Source organism: Paenibacillus sp. W4I10 (assembly GCF_030816325.1).
Taxonomy (GTDB): domain Bacteria; phylum Bacillota; class Bacilli; order Paenibacillales; family Paenibacillaceae; genus Paenibacillus; species Paenibacillus amylolyticus_B.
On the sequence record NZ_JAUSXX010000001.1, the window covers coordinates 6,870,486 to 6,890,392 of the forward strand.

Sequence of the window (19,907 nt, forward strand, 5' to 3'; positions counted from 1 at the left end):
CACAGATCAAGAGGAGTGGGTTGAAGGATGAGAAGTACAACGGAAGTATTGACATCATTTGAAACGGCAGTAGAACGATATTTGGCAGAACTGAAAAAATTGGATATGGGTAGCTTATATAAAAAACAGAGTGAAGAAGAATGGTCCATTGGACAGATGTATGTACATTTGATTCAATCAGCGCTTTTCTTGCATCTGCATAATATTGAGAAGTGTTTGAGCAGTGAGGATTCGACTTTAAACTTGGGTGAGGAAAAAACAGAACTGGGTAGGCAAGTGTTTGAATTAGGACAATTCCCGCCCGTTCCCGTTAAAGTACCTGCTTCTCCGCAGTACACCCCGCAACCACCCGAGAGCATGGAGTCCTTGATCGATGGGCTTCACGAGGTAGTGGAACGGATGAGGAGTACAGAACCTCTTCTACACCAAACATCGGTAAATAACAAAATACATCATCCAAGGCTTGGCGCTCTAAACGCTCAGGAGTGGTTTTTGTTGATAGAGATGCACTACAGACATCATTTCTTACAATTGGATCGATTGATATCGAATCTGGAAATGTAAACGAGAGAAGGGAATGGGATGTATCTATGAAACCAAATCAGGACAGCAGATATTGGATAGGTGTTGTATCTGCTTCTCATGTGAATGTAGCCGTAGAGGGAGGGTTTGCGCAGTTGTGCCATGGCAAGTCAGCGCTGTTGCGACAAATGTCCGCTGGTGATTGGCTGATATACTATTCTCCACGCACAGACATATCAACAGGGCAGCCACTTCAGGCTTTTACCGCTATTGGTCAAATTAACGATGATAGGATATACCAATATCAGATGTCGGAATCCTTTGTACCCTTTCGCCGAGATCTTCGTTATCTTCCGTGTCGAGAAGTAAAGATCGCAACGTTGTTAGACCAACTCACTTTTACACGCGGCAATCGCAATTGGGGGTTTCCATTTCGAAAAGGCCATTTTGAAATTGGAGCTGAAGACTTCAAGATGATAGCTTCCTCCATGTTGGAAGAAGAGACACAGTCACTACTGGATATTAGCTTAAGCTATAAAAGTTAACCAAACCAAAAGGCCCATAGATTGTCTATGGACCTTTTTGCTTTATGGATAATCATATCCTCCACCGTTGATATTACATTTGCGAAGACGATGGATGCCCAAGGAAAGACCTTTAATCGCCCCGTATTTCTCAATAGCTTGAATCATATACACAGAACAGCTTGGTTCAAAACGACACTTGTTCCTCACCTCAATAGGGGCAAAGCGTTGATAAATTCTAATACTCCATATTAGGATCTCTTTAACACGTCGTAGAACGATGAATAACATACTTGCTATGAAAACAATCTGGGCACTTAGCAAAGCATATACTGGGGTGAATAGATTCAAGAGATAGAAACAGATCATAGAGATGAATATCCCTGCGAATAATGCAAGTGTAACGTTAAGCAAAGACTTCAACCAATCGATTTCTGGAATAACATGAGTTCTTATATAGAAGCTGCTTCGAGGGTCGTTTTCTTCATGATGTGTATGTAAGAGTCTAATAAGTTCTTCTTCGGATGGCATGTTATTATATATCAGTTCCTCAGATTCTGAGTTTCTCATGATTGTTGTACTATTATTAAATCTCTCTGTAGAAAATCAGCATATAATGATGCGTTGTAACGGGCTGCTGGAGACAACCGGGCTTCTCGGTGACAGCTAACGACTCCATGGATTGATAGATCCATCCGGATTGTGCTTTGTGATTGATGATATCAGCAAATAAATTAACAGCAGCCTGAGTATCACCTCGGTTTACTTGAACATTTTTGGGACCTGGAACAACTGTGTACTCTCTCATTTAAGTCATCCTTTCGTATGTTGGAATTATGGCAATAGACATTCCATTATTTTACTATGGGTATTGTAAACTGTCGATTGAAACTTATTAGATGAGATTGGATTAGATTATAGGGCATCTAACAGGATGGTCTTTGTTGTTATTAAGGTTTAAATTCAATTGGAAAAGTCAATAAAAGCTCTGTAAGCAATGCTGTACAATCCACTGAAAACCAGTACAATTGAACCTATAAGAACATGAGATAAAGAGAGGTACTTCTCCATGACAGAAACAAGTGGAAATCGCAAAGTTGACGGCTATCTAAAGAAACTCAAAACGTGGAAGGAAGAGTCCAAAAAGCTGAGAGAGATTATTCGGGATTTTGAACTGACAGAGGATATGAAGTGGATGCATCCGTGTTACATGCTGGATGGGAAAAACATCGTTTTAATCCATGGATTCAAAGAGTACGTAGCCATTCTGTTCTTCAAAGGTGCTCTGCTGAAGGATACACATGGCATTTTGGTCCAGCAAACGGAGAATGTACAGGCAGAGCGCCAGCTTCGCTTCACCAGTCTGGAGCAGATTGTGGAGCAGGAGGCTATAATCAAAGCCTATATCCAGCAAGCGATTGAAGTGGAACAGGCAGGATTGCAGGTGGAAATGAAAAAAACTGCTGAATATAGCGTTCCTGAGGAACTTCGACAGCAATTCGATGAAAACCCTGCTTTCCGAGATGCATTTGAAGCACTGACACCCGGACGGCAGCGAGCATATCTCTATTATTTCTCACAACCAAAGCAATCCAAGACGAAAGTATCACGAATCGAGAAATACATGCAACCGATCCTGGAGGGCAAAGGATTGAATGATTAATCTTATAACAATATATTTGAGGGAAATTAAGAGTTAAAACGAGTGAAAGCCTTTCAGATATAATTCGAAAGGCTTTTTGCTGTTTTTGATAAAAATTTAGATAACAGGAGGTGTCCCGTATGATTCGAACTTACCAATACTACGCAATTTTTAATTTTGCTGAAGATGGAATTAATGTTACATTTCCTGATCTTCCTGGATGTATCACCTGTGGCGATTCAGTTGAAGAAGCATTATTGATGGCGAAAGAAGCACTTGAATTATTTTTGGATGGAGAACCTGTTGAAGATATTCCGCCTCCTCAAAGCATAATGCCACAATTATTGAAGCCTAAAGATAAAGCATATTTAATTGAAGCCAATATTACGTATTACTGATCGACTCTATGTTTACAATTCTGAACTCACCAAACTGAGTTTAGAACATCGTCGACTTCTTTGATTCTGGTGACAGATGGTGTTTGAATTAGATTTCCTTTGACCATGACCATAGCGATGTCTGACAAGGCCTCGATATGTTCCAGCGGATTCTGCTCCATGATAATCAGATCGGCATGTTTCCCGATATCCACCGTCCCTGTTACATCATCAACGCCCAGGATCTTTGCATTGGTTCGGGTCACCATGTCGATGGCCTGTTTGTTGTTCAGGTTGGCCTGTCTCATGTAGTGGTCCATCTCTCTCCACATATCATAGTGAGTCACGTAAGACATGGCGGCATCAGTACCGATACCAATGGTGATGTCGTTTTCGATCGCTTGTTTCACACCTTTGAGCATGGAATCGTAGACGAGTCTGGAGTTCTCTTTTACCGTTGCACTTACCTTCGTTACGCTGGTATCCAGTGAAGCGGATGGATAGGCGGCTTGCAGGGTGGGGATGAGTGCGGTGTAGCCATTCAGGGCATTGGGATTATTTTTGTATAAACGAATGATTTCGTCATCCATCTCCGAACCGTGCTCAATCGTATCGACGCCACCTTGTAACGCAACTATTACGCCTTCCGTGCTTTCCACATGCGCTGCCACCCGCAGACCAATCTTATGCGCTTCATCGCAGATCGCTGCAACTTCCTCCACTGTCATCTGTAAAAGTCCAGCTTCGCCCACCATCTTCGCATCCGTCACGCCACCCGTCACACAGATTTTGATCAGATCCACACCGTGTTTCACATTGATGCGTACATTTCTTCGTGCTTCCCACGGCGAATCGCCCACCAGAGCCAGGAATGGAGCACCATGTCCCCCCGTTACACTTAGGAAAAACCCGGAGACAAGCAGATTAGGGCCGACAAAGTCGCCGTTATTAATCTCATCCCGCAGCTGGACGTCGGTATAAAAGAATTCTCCCACACTGCGCATCGTCGTCACACCCGCATGGAGAGCGGTCAGCGCGTTACGTTTCATTCGTTTTATCAAAACGTTTCTGCCGAATTTCGTGTTCAGGATTCGATCATATGCGAACTTTAACATACCTTCGCTGGCAGACAGGCTGAATGGTTTACCATCTGCAAAGAGGTGCACGTGAGCATTAATCAGGCCAGGCATTACGTATTTGCCGGAGAGGTCGATCGTTGTGTAGTGACTAGGGATGCGTAACTCATGATCTCGGCCGATATCCTGAATAAGACCTTGTTCATTGACGAGAATCGTCATGTTTTTTTGCAGATTGCGGCTTGAGTCGCCGTGGATTAGATTGACGTTTTTTAATGCGTAAGCGGTGTTCATGTTGAGTTCCTCCTTAGAATGGTGGGTGAGGTGGTGAGTGGTTAGGGTATCACAGATGCTTTTTCCAATAATGAATAATTAATTCATTTTTAGGTTAAAAAAATATGCTGATCTATGATGGAGTTTTTTTGCGTGCAAACCAAGTGAAGTTGGTATGATCTGCACGCTTTGTCTACCCGGTATAAATGATGAGATGGAGTGTTATTCGTTGAGACTCTTCATACCGTACAGTCTGTAAACATACAGTGCTTCGAATATTTGCTTCCGGCTGTCCTCACTCATATCCCGCTTCAATAGATCCAGGTTCATGTCGATCACGTTGTGTGCGAGGATATTCAACAAGATCAAGTTCTCCTCGGTACCAATCTCATACCGTTTATATTGATTCTTGAGATAGGCCTTCTTGGTTTCGATCATCAGCTCGACAAGTTCATTCTTGGCGTTGGTGTAGATCGTTCCTTTATTCTTTTCAAAGATGATTACAATCTGATTCCGGTATTTACGTAATACATCCACCTGTTCCTGCAACAGTGCCGATTTTCGCTCGCTTTCCGTTTCCTCGAACAGGGTCTGATTATCAAAGTGAATCGTCTCCACCAGCACATTTTTCAGATAATCCACCAGATCCGGCGGCACGACGGCGTAGAATAACTCTTTCTTGTTTTTAAAATAAGTATAGATATTGCCCACGGAAATATTGATCTCATCCGCGATATCGCTCATCTTGGCATCCACATAGCCTTTTTCAAAAAAGACCTTGAGCGCCGCATATTCAATCTCTTTCCTGACTTCGTCTTTCTTGGCTTGCACCATCGGGAACGTCTCCTTAATAGTGAATAGGTGATTCGTTATTAGAATAGACCTTTTTGAGGGGGTGTCAATGGGGGATAATTAGATATACTACCTTCGGCACTATTAATACGCTTCTTAATGTTATTAGTGTAAGGAACTCCATCTCAACCTTGCGTCCTATTCAAATTTTAAATTCTACCGTAATCTTCATCCTGCTTGTCATTTGATTCTTTCCGTTTTTCTTCCGGCTTTGTCCAGTATCTTTGAATCCAAGTGTACACTAACTTTCGGTAATCCCATCTCGCAACGATGTGTAAACTAAGCACCTTCTAACTTTTGTCCTTTAACAGTCATTCGAAAATAATCTTTAACATTTCGGTGACAAAATAATAAGTCACCATTTTTTCCTTTTTTTTTAAATAATTTAACTAAACGTTTAAAGTCAAAGTTAACTAGGGTTCAATTATAGAGGTTCTTTTCCCTTTCTTGAGGACTACAGTCTCTTGTGAGAGTTGAAACGAACTATCTCAATAAATACAAGCTTACTAACATATCAAAAAAAAGGTATAATGCACCTATATTTAGGAATGGAACAAACAGCCGAAGATTGAAAAAAGGGGAGGGAGTAATTTTTTGAAATGCTAATAGAATTAACAAAAGTTTTTTGGCTTGTTATCCGTAAATAAATAATTACGCGATCATAGCAATGGGAGTTTTTCAGCATTTTTCAAAAGGGCTTTATTAACAAGTGGTTTAACTCACAAGGTTCATGAAAAACAGCAAGTCTAACTATAACTAATTGGAATAGTTTTAGAGATGCTTAGAGTTTATTTCCATCAGACATCTCAATTTTCATTATTTTAATTTTTCGAAAATGGAATTTATGTTTCCATTCTACGTGCGGTTCTTTCAGCAGTTTTTAGGATTAATTTGTTTTTGAAAAATTTAATCTAGGAAGCAGGTATAAAAATTCGATTCCAATAGGGTATAGGCCTAGTTAGAGAGAGATTTGAATCAAAGCCTCGATAATACATACTTCGTAAAAAGGTGAAGATTTCATAATTAATTTACACAACTTGTATACTGTCTAAATTATAGAGAGGGGATTTTAACAGGGTGGTTATTTTGCAGTATTCTTATATTTTGGCTTCCATATGTTTACCTATTTTTCTGCTTATGTACAACCATCCAATTAGAATTATAAGATGGGGAACTAGAGGGGCTATATTAGCAGTGATATTTTATCTTATCGCTGTTGTACCATTTGTAATTCTCTCACAATTAAAATTTTGGTCCATTCTGCTTATTGTGATACCAATTATTTTCCGAATTATTTCTCTAATACTGACAAAAATTGGATTTTTTAGTTCAGGAAACGAAAAAATGATTGAAAACTTACTATACGCCTGTGTTTCTGCACTTAGCATTATATTTGTAGGAGCTTCTTCAAATACACTTGAGAAACTTTTCTTTCTTATTATAATCTTGCTTGTTCTCTTCTTATCAGATTTTCAAATTATAGAAAAATATAAATATATGGGTGCATTATTTGGCCCAATCATAGCGGCAATACCATCATATGATAATTTTAACGTTTTTTTCACTGTTCTAGCTATATGGTTAGTTATGACAATAACTCTTGACTTCTCGTTGAAAATTTTAAAGATAGTGAAATCAAAACGTATAGAAAAATCTACACTTATCATTTTCTTAACGGTTTCTTTAATCATCGCCAACAATGGTGGGCTAAAATTAGATTGGACTCAGGAGTTTTTGAGAGGTCTGGCATTTTTGGTGATTATGAGTTTATTGTTGGGAAGCTCATTTCTGATTAATAAGAAAATGAAAAGTGAGTATTTGAAACATTTTTTACCAGTAGTTATTTCGAATAGTTTACTAGCATTTCTGGTTTTAATGATAGAACAATTTAATGGCATTAAAATTTTTTTTAGTCCTTTTCTGATTTTTATAATCGGTTTTTGTGTTTTCATTAGCCTAAACAGATTAATCTCACCTCTAGATAAATTAACTAATTCAACATCCTTTGCATTTAACATGAATAATATTAGTGAAATGATGAATCTTGTTTTTGGCAAAAAACTGGGGCAAGCATTATTCAACAATATATTTGGAACAGATTTCAGAAAAATAAAAACTAGTGTTACATTAAGTTTTCTTTTGATTTACATTATAGCTATTTTAATTGCTTTGCAATTAGGCTATCCAACAATGAAATATGCAGTAATATTTCATAATGAAGACATATGGTTAGCAGTTGTGACTGCAAATTCAACCTTTACAGCATTGGTAGTAATAAGTGAAATAATAAGAATTTCAAATAGTGCTTCATTGCAAAATGGATTAACTAAAGAAGAAGCATTGCACAGCAGTACGGTCATTACTTTAGAATATTTCGTGACTTTTGTGCCATTACTATTTATTCTTACTAAGGGTTTTGAAAATGTAAGTAGTATTATATTAATTAGTGTTTTTTTATTGGTTTTTTATATGAATATTAATATGATGTTATATCATGACCTTCAGAGATCACAGTACAATCATTTTAGAAAAACTCGTTTAGTAATGGCTGTCTTTTTTCAAATTTTATCTTTTGCATCAGCACCAGTAGTATTCTTTATTGAATATAAGGATCAGGGGATGCCATTTATTAATCAATATAATTGGGTTATTTTTTTGTGGAGTTTACTAACGATGTTCTTAGCAAAATTGCTTGGATTTGATACGGAATTAGGTAGTAAGAGAGCTTATAAGCAAAGTTGGGTCAAATTAATTTTTCTTTTTATTTCTCTTAATATAGTTGCCCGATTCCTTCCTCTTATAGTGTATTTAATTGTACATGATGAATCTATGGCAATTTATATAGCTGTACTTATTTTGCTAATGTCAATTTCAATATTTGGTCAAGAATGGGCAATGGTTCTTTTACCTTGGTCAAATGATTCTAAAAAAAATATTATTCAAAATTGGAAAGAAATGATTAGAAATATTAAGGTGGAAAATAAGGTTGACCTAAATAGAAAACAAAAAGGGGCAAACAGGACGAGAAAAGAAAAAAAATGATATTCTGAAATTTTCATAAATATTTGCTTAATATACCTATAGATTGTGACACCAAAGGATAAAGGTTAAGTGTAAAAAGACAGAATTCGAAGTAGCCTTCGAGAAAGAAAATCTGGAGGCATCTTTCGAAGAGTGGTTTATAAATAATATATTTCCCATTATCGCGACCTATCAGTTTGAAAAAGTCCTTAGCACTACGAGAAATGCTAAAGGTATGTCTTTATTTATCAAAGATCTGGCGCATGGCTACGTATATCTAAGCAACACAATTCAAAAGGAAACTGGGTTATGGTAAGTATTAAGTATTACACAATGTTTTGAATCTCAATAATTTCCCTTATATCATCAATACCCAACGCCTCAGCAATCCGTTCAATGTGAGCAAAATTGATATTCTCACGTTTCCCAGACTGCAACTCACTCAAAGCGGCGTGGCGGATATCAGACAAACGTGCCAACTCGCGCAGTGAAATGTTATGTTTCTCCGTGAGTTTATGAATATTGACGACGACTTTCTTAGCCATGAGTATCACTCCTAAATTTTCCATATGGTCTTGACGTTACGCATGAGCGTACCATATACTTTTTGTATATCTGGTACTCTTATGCGTACCGATTTTAGGGGTGGTGACATGACAAGTACCAACAGCGGAGACTTGGCTTCGCAGTACGCAAAACTCATCAAACAAGAAGACGATTACGTCGATCAACTGGTCACATGCAACAAACTCATATTGGACGCCATAGACATTATCGCCAAGCGAGCAGGGGTGCTGCACATGGACACGGTGAAACAGGCTGCATATCACCTACATGCCATGGAACAGGATTTGAACCGAAAGTTATTTAAAGTCCGACTGGAGAAGAGCATCTTGGCAAATCAAATGAGCCAGTCTACATAAAGTCACCTTAATTAAAGGACAGCGCAGGATCATATAAGATGATCTTGCACTGTCTTTTTGCCTTCCCTTCCAAACGTTTTTCGTTCCCAAATAAGCATTGACTTTCCTCCCAAATCGCCCTACACTTCAATTATTAAAATACTTTTAAAAACATTCATTGAATGGTTCGAAATGAACGAAAGGAGGCATATAACTAACGATGTTACCTACATCACACAACACCCACCAGGTTAAGCGCATTAACGTTGAATTGGTAAAGAACACACTCAGATCCATGGGTGTAGGCACCAAGGCTTCCATCGCGAACCTGACCAAACTCAGCGTTGCGACATGCGGCACGATCCTTAACGAATTACTCCAAACGGGTGAAATTATCGATCTGGGCCCAAATGAATCGAGTGGGGGAAGACCTGCGAGTCGGTATCAGTTTAATGCGGAGTACGCCAGTGTGCTGTGTCTGATTATTCGGACAGAGGGCGGCATTCACTCGATCACACATACATATGCCAATCTGAACGGAGAGATGGCTGACGAACAAACACTCTTTTTGGATGAGATTAATGTCGCGGTGGTAGAGGATCTGATTGCGAACCTGATCGAACAACACCACAATGTGCAGGCGATTGGTATTGGCATACCTGGGGTGGCGCACAACGGCGTGATTGGAATTTGCGATGTACCGGAGCTGATGTATCAGCCGCTCGGGCCAAGGCTTAAGGAGCAATATGAAGACGTGGAAGTGGTCATTGGTAACGACATGAACCTGACCGTCTACGGGCTGTATAACCAGCAGCAATTTGAGGAAGAGAAGAACTTCGCGGTGGTGACGTTTCCGGAGAACCATTTTCCGGGTGCAGGCTTTATCATTGACGGTCGTCCGTTGACGGGGAACACGCAATTTGGGGGCGAGGTGTCCTTTTTACCTTTTGGTGTGTCACGAGAAGAGCAACTGCGCATGTTGAAAACGACGGAAGGGTTGCAGGAACTCGTCACAAAGACGCTGATCTCCATCATTGCGATTATTAACCCGGCAGCGATTGTCGTTACTGGAGATACAATGGACCCCGCTATGCGGGATGACCTGTTACAAGGCTGTCTGGATCACCTGATCCCACAGGAGCATATGCCGGAGTTGATCATCCAAAGAGACACTCGGAGCGAATATGTTACGGGGCTGGTCGCGGTGACGCTGGAGAGCCTGACCTACCGCATTCAGGTGGTTGAGAAACAGTGGTAAAGCTTAATCATGTTTCCTATTTCAAATGTACAAATCATTGACACGATAACGGAGAGGGCAGAACCAATCTGAAGAACGCCTTTATCACTGTATTTTCACCTCTAGGAAAGTTTCAAAAAAATACAGGAATAACAGCGGTCTGAAGATGGTACTGCAATCGTAGTTATCAAGTGTAACCATTTTTCCGAACACAATGGAGGAACTTATTTTGAATCAGCAAGCAGGTACACAAGGCAACAAACGAAAGTCCAACAAGCTGTACGCCATGCAACTGGCAACGATCTTTCTGGGATTTATCGTATTTGGCATATCGGAAAATATTAAGGGGCCGGCTATTCCGCGCATTCAATTCGACTTCAATCTGGATGAGAAACAGCTCGGGACGTTATTGTCCCTGAATGCACTGGGGTACTTGATCGCCTGCTCGTTCACGGCTATTCTGGTACGCAAATGGGGCATCAAGGCCGTCAGCATTATTTCATTTGCATCGATGATCCTATCTGGTGTGTTCATTTACATGTCTCATAACTATCCGCTCTTTGCTTCTTCATACTTCTTCATGTACATCGGAAACGGCATGCTGGAGATTGCTTTGGCGATTCTGGGTGCACGGATCTTTGTGAAAAACACAGGTACGATGATGAACCTGTCCCATTTCTTCTATGGGTTAAGTTCAACAGTGGCGCCTTTGCTGGCGACAGGGGTGATGTCGTTGAGCGTGTTCGGACATGTACTGGACTGGCGCGGCATGTATCTCGTGATGTTGTCACTCTGTCTGCTGCCAATCATTGCGGCGCTGCGCAGCAAATTTCCGGGGGATGATCTTCCGCATGAAGATCGGACCTCGCTTAAGACGTTAACACGTGATCCAGCCATCTGGCTGATGGTGCTCATACTTTCTTTTGGCGTGGTATCGGAACTAGCGGTTGGGGGTTGGCTCGTTAACTTTCTGGAGAAAGCCTACACGTGGGACACGGTGAAAGCTTCGGGGCTACTGTCAGCATTCTTCCTTACGTTCTCGCTAGGTCGTCTGCTGCTGGGTCCTCTAACGGACCGGATCGGATTTGTACTGTCACTGATAATCTTCTCTGCGTTCTCGGCCGTTTGTACGTTTATTGCGCTTGCCGGAGGAGAGGGTCTCGCCATCTTCTTTGCCATCTCGGGTGCAGGTATAGCGATGATCTATCCAACCGTTATGGCGTTTATCGCACGCAGATATCCGAACGGCAGTGACACGGCGATTACGTTCACGGTTACCTTGATGGGGGTTGGCAGTGTCATCGGTAACTATGTGATTGGCTGGGTTATTGAAGGCGTGAAGAATATGTACGGTTCAACGACTCAGTTGGGACTGCTGCGCGGGCTTCAGGCGGGGTATGGCTTCATTGGATTATGTGCGGTGATCTGTGCGGCATCTGGCGTAGTGTTGTATGTGTATTTGAAAAGAAGGCAGGAATTGATTTAGAATTTAGGATAAATGAAGTTGTTCCATTGATTACTCTTTCTCATCCAATTATGGCATGGGAAGGAGTTTTTTTTATGCTTCACAACAGATTGGTTATGTGTAGAAAGGGAACAACGGAGTAATTGGTACGATATAGGCTCAACTATTCGTCAAAATGTTACAAAATAGCACTATTTTCCTTATAAATCTGAATATTTTGGCAATTCATTATTGTTATAAACCCAATTACATATTATGATGTATAGGTCTTTTGGTTCATTATTATACAAAATCAGGAGAAAAGACTTAATTGTTTAGGAGGCAATATAGATATGTCAAAAAAAATGGGCGTAGCGGCTTTAGCAACAATAGCCCTGACGCTAAGCACAGCAATGCAGTCTAACGTATCGGCAGCATCCGTTCTTCCTTTCAAAGATGTTGAAGAAGCATCACCCTGGGCGAAGGCACTTATTCTCGAAGCTCAAGAGAAGATGTTCATGAATGGCGATCGGGATGGTTATTTCCACCCTGTACAGGAGGTCACTCGTCAAGAAGCTGCAGTTGCGCTTGCCAAACTCATGGGCCTTCAACTGAGTGACAATGCAAGGTCTACCTTTTCAGATGTAGCTCCTGGTTCATGGAGTGCAAGTGCGATTGATGCGGTACAAAAAGCCGGATGGATGAATGGTGATCATAATGGAACCTTCCGTCCTAAAGCTGTAATTACACGAGAAGAATTAGCCTCTATTGTGGCAAGAGCCACAGAAGCAGATACTGCTGCAGAAGAAGAAGAGCTTTCATTATTTAAAGATAATCAAAAGATCTCCGCTTGGGCTAAAAATTCCGTCTCATATGTTGTGTCATCAGGTTTGATGACAGGAAGTAATGGTAGCTTCCATCCACAGAAATCGGTGCTTCGGCAGGAACTGGCAGCTATTTTAGTAAGAATGGACTCTACGGTTGCAAGCAATAAACTTCAAACGATTACACAAATCAAAAATGGCACAGTGACGATTGGAGCTACTCAGTATAGTGTCGTTGACGCATTAAAGCCGCTCTTCTCGGAAAATAATGCAGCCGTACTTGCTAGTGCAGAAGTTCGCGTTGAAACGGCAGATGGTCAAATTACCAAGGTGTTGGAACTTAAATTGGTTACGCCAGGTCAGGCAGCGCAATCTGGTAAAGAAGAGTTCTCAGGGAATGCAATATTAGATGGTGGACAAGCAGTTATTGAAGGGAATTTAAAAGTTGCAGCTGATTACATAACGATCAAGAACATCAAGATTAGCGGTGATTTGGAGATTACGAAGGAACTCGAAAATGATTTTTACGCGGAGCAGATTAGTGTAAAAGGTACAACTCATGTTAAGGGTGGGGATGATAACACGGTTGTATTTGACCAGTCGTCACTCCAGGGAATGAATATTAGCAAGGAAGATGTTCGTGTTGAAGCCGTTAACAAAACGGTTGTTAAAGAAGTCCATATTGATTCCAAACTCTCTGGACTATGGGGAGATGAATCTGTCACATACGAAACTGTAATTATAGGAGAAGGTGTTCAGAACGCTTCATTGTATGCCCATATCCGTAACTTGGAAGTTAATGCAAGCAGTGAAGAAACAAGCATCTCTGGAACGGGTCATATCGAATCGTTGACCATTAAAGGAACGGGTACAATTGCGCTACAAGGTACCGGGGTAATAGGTTCCGTAACGATCACGAACATGGCCAGCCAAGTGTCACTTCCAGCTAACGCTTCCGTTCAACGCTTAGTGCTGCCAGAAGGGGTTGCACCCGAGAGCGTCATTGCGAACTATGATAGAGTTAAAACACAAATCGCTTCAATCAACGGCGTAACCAATCCGGCTTACGTACTTCCGAGTACAGGAGGCAGCAATTCTCCCAATAGCGGTGGTAATGCGGGGAACTCTGGAGGAGGAACACCTTCCAATCCGGGTACAACACCAACACCAACACCAACGAATCCGAACCCAATAGCATGGTATCCGTACACTTACAAGAGTTATCAAAACCGCACAGAAACTTCGGCTGATGGTTTGATGACCACGAACAAAACGGGTACGGTCTATTACATGGCTGTTCGTTCAGGTGATAATGTACGTCCTACAGCTGAACAAGTGAAGAGTGGAATACTTCCTGATAACCTGCCTTCAACACATGGTGTGTTTTCTATAACCGCTAACCAACCTGTAACCTATAAAATAGAAGGCCTGGAACCGACCAAAGCATACAGCATGTATGCCATTTTCAAAAATGGAGAAACGGGTCAGGAAACACAGCCGATGCTTATCCATTCCGTTATGAATTATATTGCGAATGACATTAGTGTTCTTCCTTATGATAATTCAAACTTAAGTCAGATTAGAATCCAGTTCACTGGTGTACTGTCTCCTCCGGCGACAAGTACAACCAATCCGTCTGCTATCATTAAGGATGGGCATCTTCGAAACTATGGCTATGGATTTATTGAGATTAATTCAATTAACTGGGATCTAACCATTCCCGATATGCCTATTATGAATCTGAATTTTGACCCGGTAACATTGGGAGATGGAACGTCCTATCGGTTGGATTGGACGTATGTAAAAGATGCTTTAACGATTAAAAACACAGATGGAAGTGGTTCCCGTTCATTTGGCGGACATGGAAGTTACTCAGGTCCCGAAGTGGTCTCATTGATCACCAAGCAGTTATCCATAGAAACAGGTACTACAATCGATCTTACTAAATCAGAAGCGGTTATGCGTATTCTTGGAGTGTATCCATCTCCATTAAAACAAGAGCTGGGATTGATCGAATTTAATGGACAACATTATCAGAAGGCCCTAGCTGAAAAAGCTGGCCAGTATACCACATTCAGTGATGTCAAACAGATTATTCAGACGGTCAACCAGCAATATCCTGCACCATCCAGCGCGGAAGCCAGTGTAATTCGAAACATCAATAGTGCGACAACAATTTCTCTTATGGAATCTTACCTGAAGAAATCTGCTGCCACATTAAATATTGATGCCACGGCATACAGCAACATGAATCAGGTTGGACGATCAGAAGTTGCCCAAACGATTATTGATGAACGAAGACTTCTGCCTGATAACAAATTCACTAGTCTTGAAGAGATTCGTACTACTTATGAAGTTGCATACGCCAAGGCTTCGTCTTTACCAACTTCTATTTCTTTTGTGGATACCGACACGACTGCCGGGTCTATTGGGGGAGATATTCATTGGACACCGGGTACAGATGATAGCTCCGTCGTTTCTTATGAGTTACTCTGGGGGGATTCAGGGCTAGGCCTTTCAAGCATCGCAACAATAGAAAAAGAGGATGGGAATAGCTACACATTACCTAACGGAACGTCTATTCCTGAAGGAGCCACTCAGTTGCTTGTTCGGGCTGTGCTTCAAGATGGATCTGAAACAGCGCCCATATATGTTGCGATCAAAGATACGTTGCCTACTGCTCCTGAGCAACCCGCAGTTAAAATTGATGATAAAAGAAATATTTTGATCGATGCGGATGCAAGTATGGAGTTTTCGTTGGATAAAGGTCAATCCTGGATAACATATGACGAGGTGAATCCTCCTGTCTTTCCAGGTGATGTATTCGTACGAGTACGAGTTAAAGCAGATCCTGCCAATCAGGTTCCCGCTGGAAAATCGGTAACAGTCAGTTTCTCAGATAATGTATACATGTATGTTGGTCACGATGATGCCAACAATACGTTCTATGCAGACGCTATGTCCTCTGCATTGGAGTATTCTGTGAATGACGGGGTAACGTGGACAACGTACAACGAAGAAAATCCACAACAATTTCCTGGAGATCTAACCGTTCTCGTTCGTGAGAGAGGCGGACAATATCTGGAGGCTGCACCACCCAAAAGCTTCACATTTACATCGAAAGTTCAGGTTTGGAATGCAAATAAATCAATTATGGCATCTTCATCCATACTTGAATACTCCAAGAATGATGGAGAATGGATTCCATTAATCAGCGAAAAAGCGGTTCCTTTCCAAACAGGAGATTCGGTCCGAGTCCGGGAAGCAGCACAAGATCCTTTTCCGGCTGGCGCAGCAACGACATATATTATTGAATAAGTAAAAGTCTCAAAAAAGGGAAGAATCTCTACGATTCGATATTCAACAATCCATAAAGCCCCGCTGATCCTTAAGATCGGCGGGGCTTTATATCTATTCTCACAAGTATATGACCAACAAACGTAGTCTCAAACTATCCATCTTTTTTTATATCCGTACTTCAACTCGCTCCTATGACTTGTTTAAAGCCGTTCTTCTTTTCCAACGTTCCAAAAACAGATACAATCCAAAAGCGCCTAAGAAAATCACCGCTGCCGGAACGATATAAGGCTTAACAATCTCGTCCACATGCTCCCATTGAGAGCCAAAGCTTCATATCTCCAAGATACACCCAATATCCCGTCATGGGCAGCACGAGTTCAGCGGGTACAAATTCAAACGACAAGGCAATGACCAGACCTGCGTACTATAAATCTTTAAAAAAGAGTATAAATTGCGTGAAAACGTTTGGTCTTGACCAATTCGAGCTCATCCAATCGAACTCTGAAAGTTATTTCGAGGATTTAAGAATAGTGATGGATAACCGGGTCTACACAGATGCAGAGCTTACCCGTATGGCTCAACAAGAGAGTGGGAGGATCAAGTAACGGGAGATAAAAAGTTGGAGCTTGAACGGATACGCGAAACGGTCGACGAAGGGGGACAAGTCCTCTATATCGAAAATACGGAGCATTTGAATTTTGCCGATGTACAGTTCATTTCTCCGATTGGATCGATTCGTCTGCATGCGTTGGTTGATTGGTCGGCGTTCCGGAGGCATTTCCGCGGAGAGAATGGCCAAACAACCATGAGCTTCGGTTATATTTTAAAAGTCTAATGATCGTATCAATCGATGTAGGAAGTAGAGACCTCTTACCTGCAGTTTAATCGTTTTGTTCAGGTAAGTTCGGATTTGTTCTGCAAGCTTGATCACCTGCTCGATGTTTTGGAATTCTAACAGTGCAATTGATTGCTTTAAGTGTACAGTCTCCTCGGAATAAACAGAGCTTTGCAATATCTGGATCATCTTAATTTTAAGCAGGTGCGCTTCATTATACAGACGGTATTTGTTATCACAGTTACGTTCAGTAGTGAACAGGCCACTTTTCTCCCAGTATCGAATCGCTGATTTAGGGACCCCCGTCCGTCTAGAGACCTCGTGGATGCGGAAGCGCTGGTTCAAGTCGAAAACTTTACCTCCGTCGGCATACGAATTCAACTCCTCTACGAGTTGTTCCAAACTTGCTTTTTCCTGATGCAGTTTGACCTCCCTCTCCCTTACGACCCACAATGCGTCATCCAACTCATTTCTTTGGAGACCATGTAGTACCTCGGTCGTCACCTCCATCCCGAATGCAGGGGCCATGGCTTGAATACATGCCAGATAGGCTTCATGCCTTTCCGTATACATGCGATAACCATTGTCAGAACGCTCAGCAGGAGGGATTAACCCCTTCGCTTCGTAGTTTCGCAACGTGCTAGCGCTTATCATAAATTTATTCGCCAGTTTTTTTGGTCGCATTCCCATGTTATTCCGCCTTTCTAATAATAATAACATTGGAACTATTATAACGTTTACTCTATCCTTATGTTGATTTTACTTGTACTTTCCTAAAAAACCTTCCAATTGGCTTACATGTTGTATGATGAAGGTAATACAAATCAAGGAGGAATAAAAATGACCTTTAATCCAGTATTCCATTACGAGATGACAATCGAGGAGGTTAGCCAGGTGGGCAATCGGTATATTGAAACGGCATGGAAGCCCTTGTATGATTCTATGCACGATCAACTAATGGTCGCTTTTCATGAGATAGAGGATGCTGCCTATGGGTTGTATTTAGACAAGCTGATGCCTCTACTTTTTGATCGTCTTGAGGACGCCGGCTTTGAAGCAATGGAATCACTCGATGATCATGATTTCGTTATCGGCAAATGTTTACTATTTCGAAATTCGCTAGAAAAGTGGGGAACAGAGGAAAATAGGTCCAGGTTATTTTGGAATGTTGTACGTAATAAAAAAAGCCAACAACCTATTGGAACCTTATTGACGGAAATCCCTCATTCCCATCTGAAGTTTGAGATTCCTACAGCACCTGTACTCTATTCGTTGAGGGAAATTGAGAGAGAACAGATCGTGCAAGGAATCCGACGCATTAAGGGATAGATCGAGATTGACGAACACAGTGCCAGCATAAAATGATTCATCGGAAGGTGGGGGTGAATGGAACGATGTATGGAAAACTGGAGCTAGTGAACGGAAAATGGAAGTTAAGCGAAGTTCACCCGCATGTTGTAATTCGCATGAAGCAGCTGTTTCCACGCGTTGCAATGAAACAAGCGGACACATTTTTGTTTTCGAACAGATCGAATATATGCGCGGATCTGGTCTGGTTTACTCAGCGTTTTCCGATGGAGATAACTTCTGAAGACAGGGTTAAGCTATTGCGTGGCCACGATAAGTTCTTCGAGAAGAAAGCGTACATGGAACAGATACTCACTCCTGATTATGACCCCATCTTACGCCCAGGCCTCAAACCTGGACAAAAGATTCGCCACTATCAATTACAGGCTATCGATCTGTGCTTGGAACGCCGTTCTCTGCTCCTCGGTGATGATCTCGGCCTCGGAAAGACGTACACAGCGGCTGGCATGTTGTTAGAACCGGATACACATCCCGCTGCCGTTGTCGTTCAGGCTCATCTCCAAGACCAATGGAAAGAGAAGATTGAATCCTTCACAGAGCTTATTGTTCATAACATTGAAAGAACACGACCATATTCGCTTCCCGTTGCAGATGTTTATTTGTTCAAGTATAGCCAGCTTGCCGGTTGGAAGAACTTCTTTGCAGACGGCCACTTCCAATGTGTCATTTATGACGAAATCCAAGAACTTCGAACCGGTCTTACAAGTAATAAAGGAGAGGCCGCGAAAATTTTGTCCGATGCAGCAGAATTCCGGTTGGGTCTTTCGGCAACACCGATTTACAACTACGGTACTGAGATTTGGAATGTCTTACAATTCCTCGACCCCGACCTATTGGGAACCTATTCAGAGTTTATGCGGGAATGGTGCAGCAATGATCGGAAAGTTCATGACCCGGTTGTACTAGGTAGCTTCCTTCGGGAGCATAATGTCATGCTCCGGCGGACGAAAAGAGAAGTTGGCCAACAGTTGCCCCCCGTCAACCAGATCGTCGAGGTGGTCGAGCCCGATTTATCAAAGTTAAAATCGGTGAAAGCACAAGCAAAACAACTTGCCTTAAAAGCTTCCCAAGGGACATACCTGGAACGTGGTCCAGCAGCTCGTGAGCTGGACCTTTTGATGAGACAGGCAACGGGTGTGGCTAAGGCTGCAGGTGTTGCGCAGTATGCGAAACAGTTGTTGGAAGCAGGCATCCCCCTGCTTCTTGTTGGATGGCATCGCGATGTTTATGAGATATGGCTTAAGGAATTAGCAGATTATCGCCCGGCTATGTATACAGGCAGTGAGTCGGATATGCAGAAGATCGAATCCGTTAGGCGGTTTGTCCAAGGGGAGACAAATGTATTCATATTATCGTTACGTAGCGGTGCAGGATTGGACGGTTTGCAGTATCGCTGCTCGACTATATTGTTCGGAGAGTTGGATTGGTCGCCTAAGGTCCATGAGCAAATCATTGGTCGATTAAACCGTGAAGGCCAAGAGGAGAAAATCACAGTAGTATACTTAAATGCAGAGGAAGGTTCCGATCGGGTCATGCTAGACGTATTAGGCGTGAAGCATGCCCAATCGGAAGAAATAATCGACCCTCACGACCTAACGAACACCAAACCAATTCAGAAGCTAAACAGGACCCAAGCGCTTGTCAATCAGGTCCTATAAAGGAATTGAATTGTACGAACACCCTTGTCGCTCCATAGCATCGCATTTAAAA

General features: G+C 41.8%; 17 protein-coding genes and 2 pseudogenes. 12 read left to right on the forward strand and 7 right to left on the reverse strand.

Annotated elements, in window-relative coordinates:
- The first annotated feature begins 27 nt into the window (after positions 1 to 27).
- Together QF049_RS30830 and QF049_RS30835 are read left to right on the forward strand one after the other, a co-directional pair.
- On the forward strand, positions 28 to 564 hold the full coding sequence (locus QF049_RS30830; protein ID WP_307542865.1) for a DinB family protein: 537 nt from the start codon (positions 28 to 30) through the stop codon (positions 562 to 564).
- 26 nt (positions 565 to 590) lie between these two features.
- The gene (locus tag QF049_RS30835) at positions 591 to 1,067 is read left to right on the forward strand and encodes an EVE domain-containing protein (protein WP_307542867.1); all 477 of its coding nucleotides are present in this window, start codon (positions 591 to 593) and stop codon (positions 1,065 to 1,067) included.
- Positions 1,068 to 1,109: 42 nt separating this feature from the next.
- Here QF049_RS30835 and yidD read toward each other — a convergent pair whose 3' ends face one another.
- Together yidD and QF049_RS30845 are read right to left on the reverse strand one after the other, a co-directional pair.
- On the reverse strand, positions 1,110 to 1,616 hold the full coding sequence (gene yidD / locus QF049_RS30840) for a membrane protein insertion efficiency factor YidD (RefSeq protein WP_307542868.1): 507 nt from the start codon (positions 1,614 to 1,616) through the stop codon (positions 1,110 to 1,112).
- A gap of 16 nt (positions 1,617 to 1,632) precedes the next feature.
- Positions 1,633 to 1,854, reverse strand: a complete 222-nt coding sequence (locus QF049_RS30845; RefSeq protein WP_100529170.1) for a hypothetical protein — start codon at positions 1,852 to 1,854, stop codon at positions 1,633 to 1,635.
- Between the two features lie 261 nt (positions 1,855 to 2,115).
- Here QF049_RS30845 and QF049_RS30850 point away from each other — a divergent pair, with 261 nt between their 5' ends.
- Both QF049_RS30850 and QF049_RS30855 read left to right on the forward strand, forming a co-directional pair.
- The gene (locus QF049_RS30850; RefSeq protein WP_307542872.1) at positions 2,116 to 2,709 is read left to right on the forward strand and encodes a YdeI/OmpD-associated family protein; all 594 of its coding nucleotides are present in this window, start codon (positions 2,116 to 2,118) and stop codon (positions 2,707 to 2,709) included.
- 119 nt (positions 2,710 to 2,828) lie between these two features.
- A complete protein-coding gene (locus QF049_RS30855; protein ID WP_307542873.1) occupies positions 2,829 to 3,086 on the forward strand; it encodes a type II toxin-antitoxin system HicB family antitoxin in 258 nt (85 codons plus the stop codon).
- A gap of 26 nt (positions 3,087 to 3,112) precedes the next feature.
- Here QF049_RS30855 and QF049_RS30860 read toward each other — a convergent pair whose 3' ends face one another.
- Both QF049_RS30860 and QF049_RS30865 read right to left on the reverse strand, forming a co-directional pair.
- Entirely contained in the window at positions 3,113 to 4,435 is a 1,323-nt protein-coding gene (locus tag QF049_RS30860) for an amidohydrolase family protein (RefSeq protein WP_307542875.1), read from the reverse strand.
- A gap of 201 nt (positions 4,436 to 4,636) precedes the next feature.
- Entirely contained in the window at positions 4,637 to 5,248 is a 612-nt protein-coding gene (locus QF049_RS30865; protein ID WP_307542877.1) for a TetR/AcrR family transcriptional regulator, read from the reverse strand.
- Positions 5,249 to 6,343: 1,095 nt separating this feature from the next.
- Here QF049_RS30865 and QF049_RS30870 point away from each other — a divergent pair.
- Positions 6,344 to 8,308 (forward strand): hypothetical protein, encoded by a 1,965-nt coding sequence (locus QF049_RS30870; protein ID WP_307542880.1) that lies wholly within the window; start codon positions 6,344 to 6,346, stop codon positions 8,306 to 8,308.
- A gap of 305 nt (positions 8,309 to 8,613) precedes the next feature.
- On the opposite strand, the gene QF049_RS30875 is transcribed toward QF049_RS30870, so the two are convergent.
- Entirely contained in the window at positions 8,614 to 8,832 is a 219-nt protein-coding gene (locus QF049_RS30875) for a helix-turn-helix domain-containing protein (RefSeq protein WP_307542882.1), read from the reverse strand.
- A gap of 108 nt (positions 8,833 to 8,940) precedes the next feature.
- Here QF049_RS30875 and QF049_RS30880 point away from each other — a divergent pair, with 108 nt between their 5' ends.
- From QF049_RS30880 to QF049_RS30895, 4 genes are all read left to right on the forward strand, one after another.
- Positions 8,941 to 9,210, forward strand: a complete 270-nt coding sequence (locus tag QF049_RS30880) for a hypothetical protein (RefSeq protein ID WP_307542883.1) — start codon at positions 8,941 to 8,943, stop codon at positions 9,208 to 9,210.
- Between the two features lie 199 nt (positions 9,211 to 9,409).
- Positions 9,410 to 10,447, forward strand: a complete 1,038-nt coding sequence (locus QF049_RS30885; RefSeq protein ID WP_307542885.1) for an ROK family protein — start codon at positions 9,410 to 9,412, stop codon at positions 10,445 to 10,447.
- A 193-nt stretch (positions 10,448 to 10,640) separates the two neighbouring features.
- Complete coding sequence (locus QF049_RS30890) at positions 10,641 to 11,912, forward strand: MFS transporter (protein ID WP_307542887.1); 1,272 nt, start codon at positions 10,641 to 10,643, stop codon at positions 11,910 to 11,912.
- Positions 11,913 to 12,223: 311 nt separating this feature from the next.
- A complete protein-coding gene (locus QF049_RS30895; protein ID WP_307542888.1) occupies positions 12,224 to 16,012 on the forward strand; it encodes a DUF4073 domain-containing protein in 3,789 nt (1,262 codons plus the stop codon).
- A 295-nt stretch (positions 16,013 to 16,307) separates the two neighbouring features.
- Here QF049_RS30895 and QF049_RS30900 read toward each other — a convergent pair.
- Positions 16,308 to 16,409 (reverse strand): annotated as a pseudogene (locus tag QF049_RS30900) (DedA family protein); the annotation flags it as partial.
- 82 nt (positions 16,410 to 16,491) lie between these two features.
- Between QF049_RS30900 and QF049_RS30905 the strand changes: the two are divergent.
- A pseudogene (locus tag QF049_RS30905) lies at positions 16,492 to 16,721 on the forward strand (alpha/beta hydrolase family protein); the annotation flags it as partial.
- Between the two features lie 96 nt (positions 16,722 to 16,817).
- Here QF049_RS30905 and QF049_RS30910 read toward each other — a convergent pair.
- Positions 16,818 to 17,549, reverse strand: coding sequence for a MerR family transcriptional regulator (locus QF049_RS30910; protein ID WP_307542890.1), 732 nt, complete (start codon positions 17,547 to 17,549; stop codon positions 16,818 to 16,820).
- A gap of 120 nt (positions 17,550 to 17,669) precedes the next feature.
- On the opposite strand from QF049_RS30910, the gene QF049_RS30915 reads away from it, so the two are divergent.
- Together QF049_RS30915 and QF049_RS30920 are read left to right on the forward strand one after the other, a co-directional pair.
- A complete protein-coding gene (locus QF049_RS30915; RefSeq protein WP_307542892.1) occupies positions 17,670 to 18,158 on the forward strand; it encodes a DUF6022 family protein in 489 nt (162 codons plus the stop codon).
- Positions 18,159 to 18,190: 32 nt separating this feature from the next.
- Positions 18,191 to 19,855: an SNF2-related protein gene (locus tag QF049_RS30920; RefSeq protein ID WP_307542893.1), complete on the forward strand. Its 1,665-nt coding sequence runs from the start codon at positions 18,191 to 18,193 to the stop codon at positions 19,853 to 19,855.
- Positions 19,856 to 19,907: the final 52 nt, after the last annotated feature.